We start from the raw sequence: 20029 nt of genomic DNA on the forward strand, positions 1-20029 counted from the left end.
TATCATTGAGTTACCCCACCATGATTTGCTGTAGTGTTTGCAGCAGGTGCTGTGGATGGTGATGCAGGTGTCGCTTGAGGTTTTGCTGTACTCGGTTGTGTAGGTGCAGATGGTGATGTTGCTGTACCACCAAATGGTGAAGCTGCTTTTGGATTCGGTACTGCACTTGCTGGTGCTTGTTGTGCGGCAACAACAAGTTGTGCTTTTGGACTGGTGACACGATCAACCAACTTCAATCCGACATAGCCACGATTTGAACCAATCGGATTTGATGCATTACCACTAATCAAACGGAATTGAAGTTTGACAAATAAGTCCGCATTTTGTCTGCTTGCCCATGTCATTTCAAAACTGCCATTCAATGGCTTACGTTGTGCACTATCAATCAGCTTGTTAATACCATATTCACCCGGTTCTTCGAAAATAGTGTGTGTCTGTCCGTCCAAATCAATCGCAGTAATTCGAGCGCCTGGAATAGAGTTTGGATTTGGCCAAATAAAGTTCACCCATTGTTGAACACCATTTTCATAAACCAAACGTTGTCCATCAATATCAATGGTATAAGACAATAATTTATTGTTTGGTAAAGGATAGAACTGGAAGTTTGACTGATTGGTCGGTGCAGAAGTACCTCCACCTCCTGCTGTAGCAGTACCATTCACAGGTGTCGTATATTGTTCAAAAGCAGTAACAAACTCAGGATTTAAACCGATTCCCATGTTCTTCCATGTTTTAGAAGACAAGGTATAACCACGGCGAATCACAAATGGTTCGAGCGTTTCTTTGACGAATCTAGAAATACTTCCGTTATCCCCAAAAATCTGACCAATTTCATTACTGGTGGCTTGAATTGTACCTGATGAGTTGAATGGTACTTTTTGTGCAAGCGTTTGATTAAATGGTTGATACGCTTGAAGTGACCATAGTTTATTAATTTCATCCTGTGCAGGAACCAACAAACTATCAAAGGATTGAGTCAATGGGCTTACCAATAACTTTTGTACCATCTGCTGATCTAATTCTCCCAAACCAACAGTTAATTTTTCATCAACCACTTTTTGCGTTGCATTAAATACAGAACTTTGATCATTAATGGTTGCTTTCGCCAATGCCAAAGCACTTGGTCCAAAATCGCCTGCACTGCGTAAATCATTTAACTTACTTCTCACCTGAGCCATATTTTGTAAATAGTCATCAAGCAAAGATTTGTCTTGTAAGTCATCACGTTTACGGATCAGTTGATAAAACACTTGGAACTGTTGAGAAATTTCTCCTTGTTGTTGATTTGATGCACGTTGAACATCCTCAGTTTTACCTTGCCCTAAAACTTTACGTTTAAACCAAGCAATAAAACCTGTTTGTGGTGCTGCCAATTCAGCTTGAACCACTGGATTGTCCCAACTGGTTTCTTTAGCTACACGGTCTATATAAGTACGAATTGGAGAGTTTTGTGGCTCACCTAATACATCCATGATCTTGGTTTGCTGAGCAAAATCAGGGCCTTTGGCATAGTGCGTTGCATTGATAAATTTTTTCCATTCAGCAATATATTCTTGCTTATATAGTTTTGTCAGTTGTTTACGGATTTGATCTGGACTGCCACTAAATGTTAAGTCATCAGACTGTGTACTATTTAATACCCAATCTCTGGTATCCGTAGGTTTGTTTGCAGCTTCTTCGATCGCTTTATCAACATATTCATCCCATGCTTTTTGTGAGAACACACCAGGTAAGGCATATCCTCCTAACATGACATTACGATTTGCTTCGCCCACGATCTGCGCCACAGTGATCGCTGGATAACGTACCGCAGCACGCATTTTAATTTCGTTATAGACACGATCACGCGCAGGCATACCACGAACAACAGAAAGCAACACTTGGCGAGATTGATCTACCAATTGAGCATCTGATTCCAATACTGGGAATTTTTTATCATTCGCCAAAGTCATTGAATAACTTAAAATCTTTTCCGCTTTCTGCATCATTTCACCACGTGGCATTTGACCACGGTTGGCATCTAACCATGAACGCCAGAAGCGAGTGACTTGATCACTTAAATGACTTGCATCCATATATTGTGGATTACTCATCATCAAATAAGCTTTCAGTGCATTGTATGCATCTTGTGGATTGGTATCTAAAGGTTCAGAAGCAATTTGACTCGATGAAGTTTGCTTAATTTCTACATTGACATGATTTTGTTTGAGCACTTGTTCATTGTTTTTAACACGCTGTAAAAACTGAGCTATATTCTGCTGACTTGGTGTAAGTACAATTTGTTTAACACCTTTTAGATATTCAGCTTTTAACTTTTCTCTTAACTCATTACCCTGATACAGACCAAATGAAAACTTCAATGGGCGATGTGCATCGAAATCATCCAATTGCTCTAAACGTTGTTGCAAGATCAATAAAGAATCTATTTGAGTAGACAGCTCTTGACCTGAACTTTGCTCCATTTGCACAACTTTGTTTAAATCTGCTTGAACATCTGCAATCAACTGTTGGTTGTTACGATATGACCAAACCCATAAACCAAGGATAATCGACACCCCTAACAACGCCGCAATAAAACCTAAATAACGCTTACGTTTCGTCGTAGGGTTAATATGTTGTTTCACCAAGTTTTTATCTTTCAGAATCACTTCTGAGAATAAACCTTTTAAGAAATAACCATGGTTTTGAGAAATAGAATTTTGCGGAATACCGTGTTCACTATTTGGGATTTTAGACAGTTGAAAATCGTCCACAATCTGTTCCGTCATTGGGCTTTCAATCACACCTTCTTGTAAGGCACTGGTGAAATAGAAACCACGGAATACAGGTTTAAATTGATACGGATTTTCTTCAAATAATGTCCCAATAAAAGTTTTTAAAACAGGCTTTAAAGTCTTAAATTCCAGTGGGAATGTCATCACACTTGGAGAGATATTCTGCGCATGACGACGGCTTAAATGCGTCGTACTCACCCCTTTTAAACCATCATATAAAATATTGTAGTGCTTCTCGAAATGTTCCACGGCATTATTCAATGACTCAGGGTCATAAGGCAGTGTTGCACCCCAAACTTGGTCGAACTCAGCAGCTTCATAACATTCAAAAAATTCTGTGAATCCAGCAATCAAATCCATTTTTGAAAAAACTAAATAAACAGGTGCAAAAATTTCTAAACGTTCAGTTAAATCTTGAATACGTGCTCTTAAGCTTTTTGCCAATTTAATTGATTTTTCAGGGCTTTGGCTGACCAATTCAGCCACACTCACAATCACAATTAAGCCGTTGATTGGAGCTTTAGAACGATTCTTTTTGAGAATACTGAGGAAACCCAACCATTCAGAATGATCTTCCGAATAGACTGAATAACGACCAGCTGTATCCAACAAGACCCCTTCTGTTGAAAAGAACCAATCACAATTACGTGTACCACTTAAACCAGAAGACACCACTTTTTGATGTGTTTCTTCGAATGGAAACTTTAAGCCCGAATGGTAAATCGCAGAACTCTTCCCTGCCGCAGGGTTACCAATCACCATATACCATGGCAACTCATAAAGCGCAGCATTACCACTTTTATCACCCAATTTTGATTTACGAATCAATTGGATGGAATCTTTCATTTGCTGATTAATCAGCGTTAATTCTTCTTTATCTTTTTGCTTACCGTATTCAGCCGTATTGTCTTGTTCAATCGCTTCAGCTAGTGCTTCACCTTGTTCAGCATGTTTACGGCGTTGAAATAACCAATAGATCCCATAAATGATCAACCCAAGTACATAGGCAGCCATCATCATCACAAAATATTTACGTGGTACGGCACTGTACGAAGATACGATTGCAACAAATATCGACAGCGCAATAATCGCTTTCGGATTTGTTACGTACTGCCAAACAAAACCTAATATTGTATATATCATTTTCTCTATTTCTTTCTAAATTATCTGTAATGTCTATGCAAACTCAGTCCCAACCACAACTTGAGTCTGTTGATGATCTGCACTATATACATAAGCAAATAAAGCCTCATCTAACTGTAAACTCAACATAAAGCTGAAGATTTTAGATAATGCTTGGGTATGCCCTAAACTCTCTTTACTATAAATATAATGATGTGCTTCGATCGCTGTATCCGCGAAGTTTTGTTCCAATTTCTTTAATTGTTTAAAATCGGTCTGATCATCCAAAACCAAAACAAATGGCTGCTCTTGAGCAAACTGTTCACTCAGGTCTAAATTTAAATGTTTTAATGTTTTTACTGCTTGATTTGAATTTAAAGTAATACGAATCGATTTACTGACCTGTATATTTTGTAATTCAACCTTTGAATTACCAATACAACAGGTACTAATATATTCTGACGGAATATATTTTTCACTCATCCAAGTACGATCATCGACCGTTTCTTGGTCAATTTCTGAATCTACAGCAATCAACAATGATACTTCTGAATCCTGCAATTCAATTCTTTTCAATAATTTAATCCAATCTTGATAAGCTGTTGTCTCTCCCCAATAGTGATATTCCGTATCAAACTGTTGATCGATAATGCCCAGTTCAGTTAAGTAATGATGGATCAGCTCTGATCCTTCTGTTTCATTCCACGCATGAAATAAATTTTCAGGCAAAATTAGATGGACATTTAAACGATTCAATCGTGGAACTGCTTCAACTGTAGCTTGTTCTGTAGTTTCGTCATCATATTCTTGATTTGGGTTTATCCAAGCCGGATGCATACGATATTCAAGTGCCAATTTAGCATCATAAAACATCGCTGAATTTTTGAGTTGTTCTGCGATTTGATACAAGGTTTCAGTATTTTGTTCTAACTGTTGCTGAATCAGTGTGGTCATCCGCTTTTGGCGATTCGATATACTGGATTCAACATCTTCCAAATCATCTTCAATTTCTTGAATTCGATAAGACAGAATAGGTAGCCCATATCCGTTTACTAGTTTTTGGTCCAGCTCTGCACTTATACCCTCTTTTAACTGGTTCAAATGCATTTCATTTTCACCCAAAGCACTCAGACTCGAAGCGGCATATACTTTTAAACTCACCGATTCTATTTCTTCCTCAGTGATCTCTTCAGCTTCTTGTTGTTGCTCTGAACGTTTTTGCTCTTCTAATTGTTGTTGCTCTTTCTTTTCTTGACGACCGCTATACCATTTTTTGATGATGACAGGTGCCATAACCAACATCGTGATACCAAGCGGGATTAAACCAAAAAAAATAAGAAAATCTGACCCACTTGGATCATATTTGGTATCACGCCAATAAAACACCACAACCAATGAAACCAACACAAGCATGCTGATGAAGGTTCCAAGAATTAATTTAATCATCTATGACACCCCAATGAGCGAATAGCACGTTTCATCATTATCACTTTGTAGTTTAGGCATCACAAAAGCACCTTGCGCCAAACCCACTTGAGTCTTAGAACTCAACTGCAAAGGCTGAACTTCTTCTTTAGCCAGAATCAATCGAAGATCAACCAATAAAGTTGGGCTACACCAACTTTGCAAAATTTTCTTTAATTTTTTACTGTGTTTTTTCTTTGGTAAAAAGTCTAAATACTGGGCATAACTCAAAGGACCGATTTGAATTTCAATCTTGCCGTCAATTTGACGAATAGTTTCACCACAAAAAGTATTTACCCCCAGTAAAAAAGGCTGCTGACCACCCAATTTTGTTCTTTGCTCATCGCCTAACTTAAATTTTTCAGGAATATATTCTTTGACTTCTACCGACTCATTAAAAACACAGGCAAGCATCGTTTTCAATGCATGTGCTGTATTATTTTGCCCTTGCATCAAGCCTGCAAATTCAGCGAAATAATCATCTAAATCATCTTGCTGATGCTGATTACGAATATAGCCATTCAGCGCATGCAAAATATCTAAATAGTGATTTTCTTTTTCTACTTCATATCGCACAGGCAAGTTATAACTCAGACTAGCATCGACAAACTGAGCGGTAAGCTTATGATTGAATAAACCTAGAAATTTCTGTATCTCAACACGCTGCTTACGTGGTGCCTGTTTAACTTTATTGGTATAGGTATAAGGCATCGCACCCTGCATACCTGTTAAACCTACAATCAGATTGGTGATCTGGATCTTTTCATCATCTTGTAGCAAAGACTCAACTTCATGCTTTGGAAAATTGAGGTTCAGTGAACATTCAAATTGAAAGTCATCAGACCAATTTTTCAGTGTCGAAACTTGAGGAGCATGTCGTAACAAACGCGTGGTTTGAACAAATTCATAGGCTGTAGGTGTTTTAAAAAGCTCATCTACTACAGAAGCTTCTTGCCACCAACGTTCTGTGCGCATTGGTATAACTCCTGTTTAGTATTATGATCTCGGACAAAAACATCCACAAAACTGTTCATTTGTACTTTTAAATTGAAAATATGACTGATCAACTGGCTGAAAATATACAAACTATGCCCACGGAAAACTTGAGCATCAATATCGATTAGAACTTTGACGCCTCGAACAAACATCGGGAACGGTTTTGCTTCGACTAACTTATGGGTAATCTCAAATTCAATGGTTTTAATCGCATCAATAATTAAATGATTTTCTTTAGATTTTGGTAAGTTATAAAGTTCTAATAATTCTTTAATATGACTCACTGCATCGCCTTTCATCAGCGCCAAAGTATTTAAAGAAAGATGCGAAATAATGCGCCATTGTTCATTTTTATTTTTTTCAAATTGAAATGGTTCTGTCGGTCTTTTCAGAACCAATGCGCGGCGAGCAATGGTACTGTCATTCAAATTCAAGACATTATTCGACTGCCCCAATGCTTCATGTGGCAGATCACGATTTGAGCACAATAGCTTACAACTCACAAAATCAGACTTAATGCTTTGTGGCTCGAGATCTTTAGAGATAATTGAATAACCCGTTTCTACGAACTGATTTTGTAAAATCGTTGGATTCAGTGCATAAAAAAACTGAACATCATCGCCATGATAATGACTCATTGCAAAAAATGGCAAGATTGGATAAATCACCTGATCTTGATTACTTTTCTCACGAATCAAATTCATCTCGACAATCGAATAAACTTGATAAAATTCAGGATGATGTGCATCTGTAATTAAAGGATATTCTAAATTTTTATGATTGATTTTTTGTGGTTCAGCTTGCTTTTCAAATAGATTGACAACTGGGCTCGTAAACAATTTAAAATTCGCCACATTCAATTCTGAATAATTACGAATAATTGCTTGATCATTTAAATTGAGTTTTAAATGAATTTGAATTTCAAAACTCTGCTGTTCTGATTTTAAGTGCTTAAGAACATCTAAATTCAAATTTAAATAACTGAATTTTTCAGGAAAGCAAAAATATTCAATCAACAAACGATAAGCATGATGTGTATGCTGATCGATAGGCAATATACTTTCATTTTCATCAAAACCCATGACTTCAAATGGATTTTTAATTGAAATGACTTTTTGATTTATCCGCAGACTAAAACTGGTATCCTTATGAAAGATATGATCTAGAACTTGTAGCGGAAAATTTGAAATTGCATCTAAATAAATGGGGAGCTTCTCAAGCTTTAACCAATTCTTAGCAGGATTTAACAAATCAAATTTTAAATTTAAAGTCGCATTTTGATTGAGGTGAATATGCGCACTCGGATTGGTTTGAAAACTTAAACTTTCTAATTGGATCGGTAAAAGGCGGACTTCAGCACTCGTCGTAAACTCGCATTGCACACCTTTAAAACTTCTAGACTTTAACGACGTTCCTTTAGCAATTACATGTGCTTCTGTAAGTTGTTTTTGTTTATTAATATCTTCAAAGCTGACAACAGAACAAGCTGGAAAATGGCGTAAATATTGAGGGAACATCACCTCAAATAAAGAACGAGTAAAAATATCATAACTATCGGCTAATTTTTTATCGATACGCGCAGCAATTAAGGAAAAGGCTTGAATCAAACGTTCGATATGAGGATCATCAATTTGTTCTTGGTTTAATGATAATCGCTGTGCAATTTTAGGATATTTATCTGCAAATAAACGGGACTGCTGTCCAAATTCTTGTAGTTGCTTTTCATAATACGGTAAAAGTTCTTCGATCACGACATACCCACTTTATATTTTTAAGATTTTGCTGAAATTTCATATTGTTGTGTTGTTGGTTTAAGTAAGGCATCAAAAATTACGGGTTCATACAGTGGGTGGATATTTAAGTAAGCTTGAATACTTAAACATAAAGACCCTACATTTTGGTCATCTAATTGCATTTCTACTTTAATTTGCTTTAATCGAGGCTCATGTGCGGCAATGGATTGTTCTATTGATTGGCAAATCGTATCTCGGTCTGTTGGATTTGCAGTAGAAAGTCCTACAAAATCAATAATTCCAAATTGAACAATTGACTTTTTTGCCTGAGGATAATCATCAAAATCTGTATCAAGTTTGGCTATACGTGTATTCAGTAAGTCTTCTAAATCTTGAGCAACGGAATCTCTCAGCTCTTTTAATGAAAGCCCTTTGCTATACTCATCTTCAACGATTAAACGATCAAATAATGTAGATCGAAATCCATAGGGGTAAAGTTGATCTAAATTCATAGATTAAATTCTTATGTAGAGTAACAGAAGGGACATTGATGCCCCTTCTGTCTTACATCTAATTACGCATTGAATGCTGCTGTATTTGTAGATAGAGACCATTTAGAAACAACAGTACCTTTAGCATTTCCGCTAATATCTTGTTGTAAATAAGTCCATTCTACTGCTGCATATTTCAAACCAAATGATTCAGTTGGTACACCTTCTTCATTTACAGAAGGAGTTACACTTGAAATCAGTACATGTTTCAATTTGATTTGAAGATATTTGATACGCTTTTCACCATTTGCACGATAAAAATCAACTTGTACTTCATCAAATGTATAACCAGCAGAAGAAGCTTCCCAAAGTTTTGGACTTGTTGCATCCAAATCTTTAACGAAAACCATATCTGAATGCTCTACACGTTCAGCAGTATGACCACCAACGCTTGATGAAGTAGCAGATTTTGGTTGACGAATATTATGAGACCAAGAATTAACTTCTAGCCAATTTTTGTGCTCAGAATCACGCGACTCGCCATCTACTTTGTATTTACCTTGAAAACGAACGTATATATCTTTCATTGGAATTACCCTTATTTTTTAAAGTTATTATTTAGCTACACTCTAATTTAATTCGAGGACTGAGGTAACTCAGTAACAAGTCGCAATGAAACCGACAACTCATCCAGCTGGAAATGTGGTCTTAAAAAAACCACAGACTTGTAGTGGCCTGGCTCAGCAGGATTTTCTACAACTTTTACAGAAGCCTCACGAAGCGGATATTGCGCTTTAGCTTCCTGTGAAGCTCCATCATCTAGGAGTACATATTGTGACAACCACTCATTCAGGAAAGCCTCAATATTTCCCGCAGATGCAAAACTACCGACTTTATCGCGCATCATTGCTTTCAAATAATGTGCAATACGAGAAACAGCCATAATGTATTGAATCTGACTCGACAACGAAGAATTCGCATTGGCTGTATCACTATCATATTTCTTCGGCTTTTGAGTCGATTGCGCACCAAAAAATGCAGCGTAGTCCGTATTTTTACAGTGAACTAACGGAATAAAACCTAGATCGCTTAATTCTTTTTCACGTCGATCAGTAATCGCTATCTCAGTTGGGCATTTAAATGCAACTTCACCATCATTAGTTTTGAACGTATGTACTGGTAAGCCTTCAACCATGCCACCACCTTCAACACCACGAATCGCAGCACACCAACCATGTTGATCAAATGCATTAGTTAAGCGTGTACCAAAAGCATATGCAGCATTCATCCATAGATATTCATCATGGTTTTGACCTGAAACATCTTCTACAAAATTAAAGCCTTCCGTTGCCCAACCTTCTTTAGGATCATAAGGCAAACGTCCTAAAACTCTCGGCATTGTCAAAGCAACATAGCGAGAGTCATCACTTTCACGGAAAGAACGCCATTGTACGTATTCTGCTGTTTCAAAAACTTTTGAAACATCACGTGGACGATCAATATCGGTAAATGACTCTAATCCCAACATATTACTACTTGCAGCCGAGATAAACGGTGCATGAGCTGCCGCCGCAACATGTGACATCTGTTCCAATAGGTACATATCTGAAGGCGTACGGTCAAATTCAAAATCACCAATTAATGTTGCATATGGTGCTCCACCAAATGAGCCATATTCTTCTTCATAGACTTTTTTGAATAACGTACTTTGATCGAAATCTGTCGCACCTTGGAAATCTTTCACCAACTCTTTTTTCGTTGTATTCAACATACGAATTTTAATTAAAGGATTCGAAGGTGATTCTTGACAGAAATAATATAAACCGCGCCAAGTCGATTCAATTTTCTGAAATTGTTCGTGATGCATGATTTGGCTGAGTTGCTTTGAGATTAATGCATCAATTTCAGCGATACGTTTATCAATCGACAAAGACATATTCTCAGAAACAGTAATTGTTCCCGCCATCACCTCTTTGGCTAATTCACCAATCAAGCTTTTGGCACGATCATGCTCTTCATCATTACGTGCAATTCGACTACGTTCTACAATTGAATCAAGTAAACCAATCTCTTCTACAGCTGTATCTTGTTGTGCATTATTTGCTTGTAAATTACTCATGATCAGGACCCGCCTCTGCACTTAATTTACGAATCTGATCAGTGTTTTGTAAAACTTCATCAAGCAAATCTTCTAAACGTTCACTATTCGAAATTTTATTTCTCAAGTCAGTTAAACGCTCACGTGCCTCAACCAATTTTTTCAGAGGATCTACCTGCTGTACAACATTCTCAGGTCTAAAATCTGCCATTGATTTAAATGTCAAATCAACTGACATACGGCCACCTTCTTCAGTCAAAGTGTTTTCGACTTGATAAGCTGCTCGTGGAGACAATGATTCCATAACTTCATCAATATTTTCTAAATCAACATTGACGAATTTTTTATCTTTTAATTTCGTTTTCTCTAATTCTGAAGCTGCAGAAAAGTCACCTAAAACACCAACAACAAAAGGAAGTTCTTTTACTTCTTTGCCGTCACCAACTTCTACATCATAGGTAAGTTGAACTCGAGGTGGTCTAATTCTTTGCAATTTCTTCTGTACACTTTCACGTTTTGCCATGTGTATTATCCTTATCTAATCCAAACTTTAATATTATTTCAAATCACCAAAAGGGTTTTTTGGTGCAGATGTAGCAGGCTGTGCTTTGGGTGGCTTAACTGACGGCGCAACTGTTGTCACAGCTCGCGTTGGTGTAGTTGGACGCAAGGTTTTAGCTGGCTTAACTTTTGCTGGTTTTGTTGTCTTGGTTACTGAAGATGCTTGACTTTCCTGTTTTTCAACCAAAACAGCTGCTGGTGCTGCACTTTTAACAGCATCAACGAAACTCTTGGCAACTGGATAGGTTTTTTCTTCAGACAAATATCTAACTTCGGTATTGATCATTTTATTCAAAGCATCCTTTGCAAGGCTAATGCCTGCAAGAAATTTAACATCAGTCAGTGTTGTGCTTTGTATATTTTGACCTTCCAAAAAATTCACGAGTTGCAATGCTTTATCATTTTTCCCAAGTTGCTGAAATTTTTCAGCAGCTGATACCAAAAGCATGTCCTTATTATCTTTATTTTTCTTATCACAAACTTGAGCATAGATCGACAAGAGCTCTGGGCTCGTTTCACCTGCCACGACTGGATAATCTTTAATACACGATTTTTTTAGTTTGATTTCATCATCTGCGTAAGTGAAACTAGTCACAAGTGATGCTCCAAGAACTAAAAAGCATGAAATAAAATTCTTATTCAAAACTAACCTCAATATTCTCATAATTTCAGTTTTTCAATGATTTACTATAGATGTTTTATAGGTTTGTATATTTAAAACTGCTATGTTTATTTTAAAATTTCTTCAAAATAAAACTAAAAAAAACCTAACCCGTCAAGTTAATTTTCGTATCAAAAATATAAATTATTAATTTTTAATACTTTTTATGAAAAATAAATAATATACACAATATGACACCTTCACAAAAATTATTTTTTATGTAAAATATTTTTTAGACGAATTTTGAAAATTATTAAGTCTTTGATTTTTATATACTAATATAAATTTAAAGTATTGCCAGTTAGAAAATTTATAATTTAGTCACTAGAAAACAGTGTATTCATGAGAGAAAAAAATGACAGATTTAAAAGTTTTAATTAAAAAACTATCAACTTCATCTCGTACTTCATTAGAACAATCTGCAAATTTATGTGTAAATCATCAAAATTTTGAAATCGAAATTGAGCATTTTTTTGTCAAATTATTAGAACAACCACAAAATGATATTGAAATATTACTAAACAAATACAAAATCTCTAAAGATGGTTTAGTTGCCGATTTACTTGAATGTATTTCGCAACTCCCAAAAGGAAATACGCGTACTCCTATCTTTTCAAAATCTATAGTTCGGCTGTTAGAACAAGCATGGTTATTAGCTTCAGCTGAACAAGATCCTGTCATCCGAAGTGGTCATTTGTTGATTGCCCTTCTTACAGCATCTGATCTTTATCAAATTGCGATTCGGGCGTCTAGTTTATTTGATCTGTTCCCGATCGATACAATGAAGCATAAGTTTCTAGAAATTTGCTTGAACAGTTCTGAAAATATTCAAGTGAATAATCAGGAGAATGATGCTCAAGAAGTAGCAGTTAATACTAAATCAGATAATGTAACTAAAAAAACACCAGCATTGGATCAATTCACGATTAATTTAACTGAAAAAGCCAAAAAAGGGGGCATTGACCCTGTCATTGGCCGTGAATATGAAATTCGCTTAATGCTCGATATTTTAATGCGTCGACGTCAAAACAACCCGATTTTGACAGGTGAACCTGGTGTTGGTAAGACTGCTGTTGTTGAAGGCTTAGCTTTAAAAATTTCCCAAAACCAAGTCCCTGATGCATTAAAAAATGTGCAAGTACATTCCTTGGATATGGGACTGTTACAAGCAGGTGCAAGTGTTAAGGGTGAGTTCGAAAATCGCTTAAAACAAGTCATTCAAGAAGTCCAACAATCAGCACATCCGATTATCTTATTTATAGATGAAGCACACACTATGATTGGTGCTGGTGGGCAAGCTGGGCAAAATGATGCAGCGAATTTATTAAAGCCTGCGCTTGCACGTGGTGAGTTAAGAACAATCGCGGCAACAACTTGGGCTGAATATAAACAGTATTTTGAGAAAGATGCAGCTTTAAGTCGTCGCTTCCAAGTGGTTAAAGTTGAAGAACCTACTGAAGAAGTGGCAATTGATATGCTACGTGCCATGATCCCAGTCATGGCAAATCATTTTAATTTACGTATTGATGATGAAGCGATCGTAACAGCAGTTCATTCATCACATCGTTATATCAGTGGTCGCCAACTACCAGATAAAGCGATTAGTGTACTTGACACAGCTGCTGCACGTGTTGCACTGACTCAAAATGCTCAACCGGTGAAACTAGATCAGCTTAAAGCACAACAGCATAATTTGAATCTTGAATTAAACATTATTGAAAATGAGCACTTGCATAATCCTATTCATGACGAGCGCTTAACTCAACTCAAAGCATCTTTGGATGTTCTCAATCAAGATATTGAAAATACTGAAAAGCAGTGGCAAACCGAACTTCATTTTATTCAACAAATTCAAGGCTTAGAACAAGGCGAAACTGCTGACCAACAAACGACAAAGGATGAAATTCTAAAAATTCGTTCGCAGCTACACGAATCCCAAGGTCAAGAACCTCTTGTTTTTGAACGTGTTAATGCACAGATCATCAATGAAATTATTTCTGATTGGACAGGTATTCCTGTCGGAAAAATGGTCAATGATGAGATCAAACAGATTTTAAGTTTAGAAGAAAAGCTTGAACAGCGTGTGATGGGACAAGACTATGCACTTCATCAACTGGTTCAAGGTATTAAGACCTCAAAAGCGCGTTTAGAAGACCCGAATAAGCCACAAGGTGTATTCATGCTTGTCGGTCCGAGTGGTGTGGGTAAAACAGAGACTGCTTTAGCACTTGCAAATGAACTCTATGGTGGTGAGTCACACCTCATCACCATCAATATGTCTGAGTACCAAGAAGCACATACAGTTTCATCCTTAAAAGGTGCGCCTCCAGGCTATGTCGGTTATGGTCAAGGTGGTGTACTGACAGAAGCTGTGCGTCGTAATCCGTATAGTGTTGTGCTATTGGACGAAATCGAAAAATCTCACAGTGACGTGCAAGAGCTTTTCTATCAAGTATTTGATAAAGGCACACTTGAAGATGGCGAAGGTCGTGTGATTGATTTTAAAAATACCACGATTTTACTCACCTCAAATACTGGCTCAAATGCCATTATGCAAGCTTGCCTTAACCAGCCTGTTGAAGAGTGGCCAAATGCAGACGAACTGATCGAACAGCTTAAACCAAGTTTATACAAACAATTCAAACCTGCTTTCCTTGGTCGTATGCGAATTGTGCCGTACTTCCCACTTCATGATGATCTTTTAGTCCGTATTATCGTGCATAAATTAGGCAAAATTACTGCGCGTTTAGAAAAACAATATGAAACAAAAGTTACGCATAGTGATGATTTAATTGAATTGATTTTAAGTCGTTGCACTGAAGTCGATAGTGGTGCACGCAATGTAGACAATATTTTAAACTCTACAGTACTACCAGCTTTAGCCACTGAAATCTTGGTTGCATTGGCTGAGCAAAAACTTCCAAAGACAATTCATATCGATGTGAAAGATGATGAAATCATTTACCTTTTAGATCCACAAGACAAAGTCGCTAAGAAAAAAACCAGTAAAAAGACAAAGAGTGTGGAAGCTTAAATATACGAGTATAGAAAATGGATATTAATTTAGACGCATTATTAGAACCCCTATCAGAAGAACATCCATGTGGTGATGATTTATCATTTTCCAATGATTTTCATGACATTAAAAAAGCACGCACGCATGATGATCCTTTGCTTGACCAAGGTGATTGGGTTGCCGAACCGAAACAAGCAGATTGGTCATTTGTAGCAGACAAAACCGTTCAATTATTGTCAGAAAAAACCAAAGATATCCGCCTACTTACGTGGTTGACGGAAGCTTGGGCAAATTTATATGGTTTTGAAGGTCTAATCAAAGGGCTTGAACTTAGTCACCGTGTATTGGAACAGTATTGGCTCAAGCTTCATCCTGAAATTGAAGATGACGATTTGGATCAACGACTTGGCTTATTACAAGGGTTTACAACCCAACTTCCGAACTTAATTAAGAATGTTCCACTGATTAATATTCAGCCATTCTACTCTCTTGCGCAGTATGAAAGTTTTTTACACTTACAAAATACTCGACGCAAACAAGCTGAAGATTCAGATAGTGTAGAAGCTTCTGTAGAATTGGACCAATTCAATCAAGCACTTTTTAATACTTCTCGTACCTTTCAATACCAAAGTTATCAGCAATTTCAAGAAATTTTGCAGCACTGGAATATTATTAAACAAGTCCTTGACGCTTTAATGGAGTTAGAAGCGCCTAGTTTCGCGAGTATTGATTCACAACTTGAAAATATTCAAATGAATCTGAAAAAAATCTATAAAGCAGAATCATTTGGAAGTACGACTCACGTCGCGGCTACTGAAGATAATCCCGTACAAGCTAATCCTGTAGCAACAAATGAAAACCTTGCGCATCCTATTGTTCAGCAAGCTCAAGGCTTTCAGCCTCAACCGCAAAGCCATTTACAAAATCGTGAACAAGCGATGCGTGTTTTACAAGATATTGCAGATTATTTTCAAACCAATGAACCACATAGCCCAGTCAGTTATATGCTACAAAAAACCATTAAGTGGAGCCAAATGCCTTTGCATGAATGGTTAACTCAAGTCATTAAAAATGAAAACCCTCTTGATTCTATTCAAGAATTGTTGGGTGTAAACCAAAATAATGAATCTTCAGAGTGGTAATAATTTATGTTTAAAGCAGAAAAAATACTTTGGGGTGAAGGTTTATTTTTAAGACCACAGCATTTCCAATTACAAGATAGCTATCAAGAACAACGTTTAAATCATACGATTCGCTCAACAATTCCATATCCTTACGGAATAAAAAATTTACGCTTTGATGAAACTCAGCTCGGTACACATATCCTTGCTTTAGAACAGATCGACATGATTTGGCAAGATGGTGAGATTTATCAAGCACCTGCTAAAGATTTATTACCACAGCCAATCTTATTGGATGAGCTAAATTTACGTGGTGAAATGGTCATCTATTTGGCTTTACCGTTGTTACAGCCAAATAAGAAAAATCTTTCAGATGATCTAGATAAACAACCTGCACGTTATCATTCCTATCTCAATGAAACGCATGATTTATTTACTGATGCGACACCAGCTGAGATTACATTCCTCAGACGTCGTACTGAATTCAAACTTTTTGATGTCCAAGCTGATCCGAATCAAGACTTGGATGGTTTTTTATATTTAGCGATTGGTAAAATAAAAAGACATAGTTCTGGCAGTTTTGAATTAGATACGAAATATATTCCACCGATTTTACATATCCAATCTAACGAAACATTGCTGTCGAATCTAAAACGTACGTTGAATGTCGTTCGTGCAAAAATTAAAATGATTCAAACCAATAATCGTGAAAATGAACAAAAGCTGATTGAATTTCGTTCTGGTGATATTGTTTCTTTCTGGTTGGTCAATGCATTAAATACAGCACATGCAACATTAAACCATCTATTACAGAATCCGCAAATTCACCCAGAAAAATTATTCTTTGAATTATTACGTTTAACAGGCTCTTTGTTAACATTTTCAACGGCATATGAAGTTGAACATTTACCTCAATACCAACACCATAATTTACAAGATAGTTTTACCCAGCTCGATAAAATTTTACGTGAACTTTTAGATACGATTATCTCGAGCCGTTATATCAGCATTGCACTAAAAGAAATTCGTCCATCTTATTGGGTTGGAAGTCTTGAAACAGATAAAATCACCAAAGAAACTAGGCTGTATATTGCTGTATCTAGCAGTATGATGCAAACCCATGAACTGATTCAGATCGTTCCATTGCGCTTTAAAGTCGGTAATACCGTCGATGTTGAACAACGTGTGGTCGCGGCTCTTCCAGCAATTCCAATTCATCATTTGGTTCAGATTCCAACCGCAATCCCAGTACGTTCAGGTGTGAGTTATTTTGAAATAGAACCACATCATGAAATGTATCAACGCATGCTTGATTCAGAAACAATCTGTATCTATGTCCCTGCGGGATTCCAAGACATTAGTATTGAATTAATCGCTGTGATGAATGGGTAAGGAGAATAATTAAATGAATCAAAATAATGCAGCTCCTTCACTATTCGATGATGGACAAATTGGTATCGGTTCTTTACCGCAACAATCTAAAAATACGCAAGCAACAAATTTGGTCGACTTGCTTCATGATGGTTTTTATATCGTATTCCTGATTAAAAATCAGTATGTCCCTGAAAATGCAGATCGTTTTAAAGAGAAGATTTTAGATTTACTCAATCGTTTTGAACATCAAGCGAAAAAACTACAGTTTTCACCTGAAGATATTCATGATGCGAAGTATGCCTATTGTGCACTACTTGATGAAACTATCGTGACACAACAAGATCCTGCATTTTTTAATCTGCAAAACCATTGGTTGATTAGCCCACTACAATTGACTTTGTTTGGTTCACAGCTTGCAGGTTATCGTTTTTTTGAGTTTTTAGAACTGATTCGAGGACGAGGTAAAGAACGATTGGCTTCAATGGAAGTATTTCATTATTGCTTACTACTTGGTTTTCAAGGTAAATATCGAATTGAATCCATTGAAAGTTTGAATCATTTGGTTGCACGCGTGGGTGATGAAATTGATTACCTTAAAGGTAAAAAGACTGCTTTCTCACCATTTGCTGCATTGCCAGATCAGATCAAAAATATTATTCATCGTGAATTGCCCTTTGCCTGGATCTTAATATTCTTACTCATCTTTGCCTTACTTGCATTTACAGGATTAAGATTCATGTTAAATAAAAATGAAAATGCCTCTCTCGCTAAATTTAATAATGTGATTTCAGCACCTGCGGAACAAGCCAATATTACGATTCACTTGCCTTAATGATCGGGTAATATCATGACACAAGAAAAACAAACATCGATTAGAATATTACAAAGTAAACCTACAAAGAAGACTTTAGGTCAATCGACGATTTTTTTATTAGGATTACTGACTGGTGTTATCATCGCCAGTATTTTTTTCTTAGCTTTTATGCAGATCAATTCGACAAAAAACTTAAATACAACAGCAATAACGGATCCCTCATCAGAAATACAACAATCCAATGAATCTCGTGATGAAGAGAATTCAGCATCACATCATGATGAAAGTTCTGTCGCTTATAAACAGCATATGGATGATAAAGATTTTAATAAAATGTTTAAGCATGAAAATAAATCTACAGAACAAAAAAATCCGAGCGGTTCTCCATTTGAACAAATTATTAAACCTGAAGTTAAACAACTTCCCCCTACAATTCATAAACCACAAAGTACAACCATAAAGCCGACTACAAATCAGGTAAAACCAAAACCTGAGGCTAATATCAAAGTTGCTGCAAAAGAGATTAAGCCAGAACCAGAAGAAATTTCACCAGAAGGTTCCGTGAAAATGTCGATTGAAAAAAAGGTTGTTGAAGACAAACCATGATTTTGTTTGTTGTTTGTTGTTTTATTCTCCTTGTACTCTGCCTTAGCTTTTTAATGTCTTATGAGCTACGGCATAAAACAATAGACTTTTTTAAATCTTTAATACCACATGGAAAAAGTAAGTTTGACTCAGCAAAAAGTTTTGCTGAGCAAATGAATCAGGCTGCATCAGCAAATCAAACGCAAACACATTGGCATCTACAGCAGTGGTGGATCTTGATTGCTGGCTTTTTCTTATTATCAAGCATCCTAGTTTTTGCATTTACTCGCCCCATTGATCCAACTAAAGTGGAAGCTGAATATTTAAGAAAAACTGACCCACAAATTTACGCCTTACTCAACGGTGAAATTTTGAGTCCACCGCCAGAAGTAGATGAAGGTTTAATTGATGCCGCAATTATACAAGCTCAAATATTAGAGGGACAAAATCCCATACCAAGTCTGCAAATCCCAGCTGGCAATCCAACTGTTATTGACAACGAAGAGTTTGGGGACCAACGTAGTAGCTTTGATACAACAATGATTGACCGTAAATGGGACAAAATGCACCCAAGCTATAAACAGCGATTACTCATGGTCTTTAAAATTATGAAAGAACGACACGGTTATGAAATGGTTCTCCTCGAAGGTTATCGTAGTCCTGAGCGCCAAACACGTTTATCTGGAAATGCAGCAACAACATTAGCAAAAGCCTATCAAAGTTATCATCAATTTGGTTTAGCGGCTGACGTTGCATTTAAACGTGATGGAAAAGTTGTTATTTCTGAACGTGATCCTTGGGCATGGAAAGGCTATCAACTTTATGGTGTTGTTGCTGAATCTGTTGGCTTAACATGGGGAGGACGTTGGACACGTATTCATGACTATGGTCATACAGAATTCCGCATGCCAGGACTTCGTAAAAACCGTGAATCAGCGGAAAGATTGATAGCAGAAGCTCAAGGACAAGGTTTAATGGCGAACAATATTAGTTCGAATTGATTATCTATTTAATTGCGCTTTAATATACGCTATAACTTACGCAATGCGACGAAATCCACTCACTACAATAATGAATATAAGAAAGCCTCGACAGGATGTCGAGGCTTTCTTAATTATATATTTCAGCGCTTTGAGTGATGGAAATGTAAACCTAAAAATACTGCCACTTCGTACATATATTTTCCGTCCAATAAAAAAACACCCCCAACTATTTCTAC

Annotated in this window: 15 protein-coding genes; 6 read left to right on the plus strand and 9 right to left on the minus strand. The window is 36.7% G+C overall.

The features are described 5' to 3' along the window. Window positions 1-2: 2 nt before the first annotated feature. The 9 genes from tssM to EXE09_RS06130 all read right to left on the minus strand — a co-directional run bounded on the left by tssM (window position 3) and on the right by EXE09_RS06130 (window position 11834). A complete protein-coding gene (gene tssM, locus EXE09_RS06090; RefSeq protein WP_228257172.1) occupies window positions 3-3914 on the minus strand; it encodes a type VI secretion system membrane subunit TssM in 3912 nt (1303 codons plus the stop codon). Between the two features lie 36 nt (window positions 3915-3950). Continuing rightward, on the minus strand, window positions 3951-5342 hold the full coding sequence (locus EXE09_RS06095; RefSeq protein ID WP_130116673.1) for a hypothetical protein: 1392 nt from the start codon (window positions 5340-5342) through the stop codon (window positions 3951-3953). Next, complete coding sequence (gene tssG / locus EXE09_RS06100; RefSeq protein WP_130116674.1) at window positions 5343-6335, minus strand: type VI secretion system baseplate subunit TssG; 993 nt, start codon at window positions 6333-6335, stop codon at window positions 5343-5345. After that, window positions 6299-8107, minus strand: a complete 1809-nt coding sequence (tssF, locus tag EXE09_RS06105; RefSeq protein WP_130116675.1) for a type VI secretion system baseplate subunit TssF — start codon at window positions 8105-8107, stop codon at window positions 6299-6301. The genes tssG and tssF overlap by 37 nt, the downstream gene beginning before the upstream one ends. Before the next feature lie 20 nt (window positions 8108-8127). Next, complete coding sequence (gene tssE, locus EXE09_RS06110; protein ID WP_068975192.1) at window positions 8128-8601, minus strand: type VI secretion system baseplate subunit TssE; 474 nt, start codon at window positions 8599-8601, stop codon at window positions 8128-8130. 62 nt (window positions 8602-8663) lie between these two features. Beyond that, window positions 8664-9167 carry an Hcp family type VI secretion system effector gene (locus EXE09_RS06115; RefSeq protein ID WP_068975193.1) on the minus strand — a complete coding sequence of 168 codons (504 nt, stop codon included), beginning with the start codon at window positions 9165-9167 and terminating at the stop codon, window positions 8664-8666. Window positions 9168-9214: 47 nt separating this feature from the next. Then, the gene (tssC, locus tag EXE09_RS06120) at window positions 9215-10699 is read right to left on the minus strand and encodes a type VI secretion system contractile sheath large subunit (protein WP_068975194.1); all 1485 of its coding nucleotides are present in this window, start codon (window positions 10697-10699) and stop codon (window positions 9215-9217) included. Beyond that, window positions 10692-11201, minus strand: a complete 510-nt coding sequence (tssB, locus tag EXE09_RS06125; protein ID WP_068975195.1) for a type VI secretion system contractile sheath small subunit — start codon at window positions 11199-11201, stop codon at window positions 10692-10694. The genes tssC and tssB overlap by 8 nt, the downstream gene beginning before the upstream one ends. Window positions 11202-11234: 33 nt before the next feature. Further along, the gene (locus EXE09_RS06130) at window positions 11235-11834 is read right to left on the minus strand and encodes a hypothetical protein (protein ID WP_228257170.1); all 600 of its coding nucleotides are present in this window, start codon (window positions 11832-11834) and stop codon (window positions 11235-11237) included. 421 nt (window positions 11835-12255) lie between these two features. Between EXE09_RS06130 and tssH the strand changes: the two genes are divergently transcribed. From tssH to EXE09_RS06160, 6 genes are read left to right on the plus strand one after another with little or no spacing between them, the layout of a single operon-like run. Next, on the plus strand, window positions 12256-14934 hold the full coding sequence (tssH, locus tag EXE09_RS06135) for a type VI secretion system ATPase TssH (protein ID WP_130116677.1): 2679 nt from the start codon (window positions 12256-12258) through the stop codon (window positions 14932-14934). Window positions 14935-14951: 17 nt separating this feature from the next. Beyond that, a complete protein-coding gene (tssA, locus tag EXE09_RS06140) occupies window positions 14952-16058 on the plus strand; it encodes a type VI secretion system protein TssA (RefSeq protein WP_130116678.1) in 1107 nt (368 codons plus the stop codon). A gap of 6 nt (window positions 16059-16064) precedes the next feature. Beyond that, complete coding sequence (gene tssK / locus EXE09_RS06145) at window positions 16065-17429, plus strand: type VI secretion system baseplate subunit TssK (RefSeq protein ID WP_068975199.1); 1365 nt, start codon at window positions 16065-16067, stop codon at window positions 17427-17429. A 13-nt stretch (window positions 17430-17442) separates the two neighbouring features. Continuing rightward, entirely contained in the window at window positions 17443-18243 is an 801-nt protein-coding gene (locus tag EXE09_RS06150; protein WP_130112620.1) for a DotU family type IV/VI secretion system protein, read from the plus strand. Window positions 18244-18258: 15 nt separating this feature from the next. Continuing rightward, window positions 18259-18831, plus strand: a complete 573-nt coding sequence (locus tag EXE09_RS06155) for a hypothetical protein (protein ID WP_087553882.1) — start codon at window positions 18259-18261, stop codon at window positions 18829-18831. Further along, on the plus strand, window positions 18828-19811 hold the full coding sequence (locus EXE09_RS06160) for a M15 family metallopeptidase (RefSeq protein WP_130116679.1): 984 nt from the start codon (window positions 18828-18830) through the stop codon (window positions 19809-19811). The genes EXE09_RS06155 and EXE09_RS06160 overlap by 4 nt, the downstream gene beginning before the upstream one ends. Window positions 19812-20029: the final 218 nt, after the last annotated feature.

The organism is Acinetobacter sp. WCHAc060025, from assembly GCF_004209355.1.
Lineage (GTDB): Bacteria > Pseudomonadota > Gammaproteobacteria > Pseudomonadales > Moraxellaceae > Acinetobacter > Acinetobacter wuhouensis.

Coding starts and splice junctions, on each gene's coding strand:
- tssC (WP_068975194.1), bottom strand. CDS start 10,699: ATGAGTAATTTACAAGCAAATAATGCACAACAAGATACAGCTGTAGAA.
- tssB (WP_068975195.1), bottom strand. CDS start 11,201: ATGGCAAAACGTGAAAGTGTACAGAAGAAATTGCAAAGAATTAGACCA.
- EXE09_RS06115 (WP_068975193.1), bottom strand. CDS start 9,167: ATGAAAGATATATACGTTCGTTTTCAAGGTAAATACAAAGTAGATGGC.
- EXE09_RS06160 (WP_130116679.1), top strand. CDS start 18,828: ATGATTTTGTTTGTTGTTTGTTGTTTTATTCTCCTTGTACTCTGCCTT.
- EXE09_RS06150 (WP_130112620.1), top strand. CDS start 17,443: ATGAATCAAAATAATGCAGCTCCTTCACTATTCGATGATGGACAAATT.
- EXE09_RS06155 (WP_087553882.1), top strand. CDS start 18,259: ATGACACAAGAAAAACAAACATCGATTAGAATATTACAAAGTAAACCT.
- tssK (WP_068975199.1), top strand. CDS start 16,065: ATGTTTAAAGCAGAAAAAATACTTTGGGGTGAAGGTTTATTTTTAAGA.
- tssH (WP_130116677.1), top strand. CDS start 12,256: ATGACAGATTTAAAAGTTTTAATTAAAAAACTATCAACTTCATCTCGT.
- tssA (WP_130116678.1), top strand. CDS start 14,952: ATGGATATTAATTTAGACGCATTATTAGAACCCCTATCAGAAGAACAT.
- EXE09_RS06095 (WP_130116673.1), bottom strand. CDS start 5,342: ATGATTAAATTAATTCTTGGAACCTTCATCAGCATGCTTGTGTTGGTT.
- tssE (WP_068975192.1), bottom strand. CDS start 8,601: ATGAATTTAGATCAACTTTACCCCTATGGATTTCGATCTACATTATTT.
- tssG (WP_130116674.1), bottom strand. CDS start 6,335: ATGCGCACAGAACGTTGGTGGCAAGAAGCTTCTGTAGTAGATGAGCTT.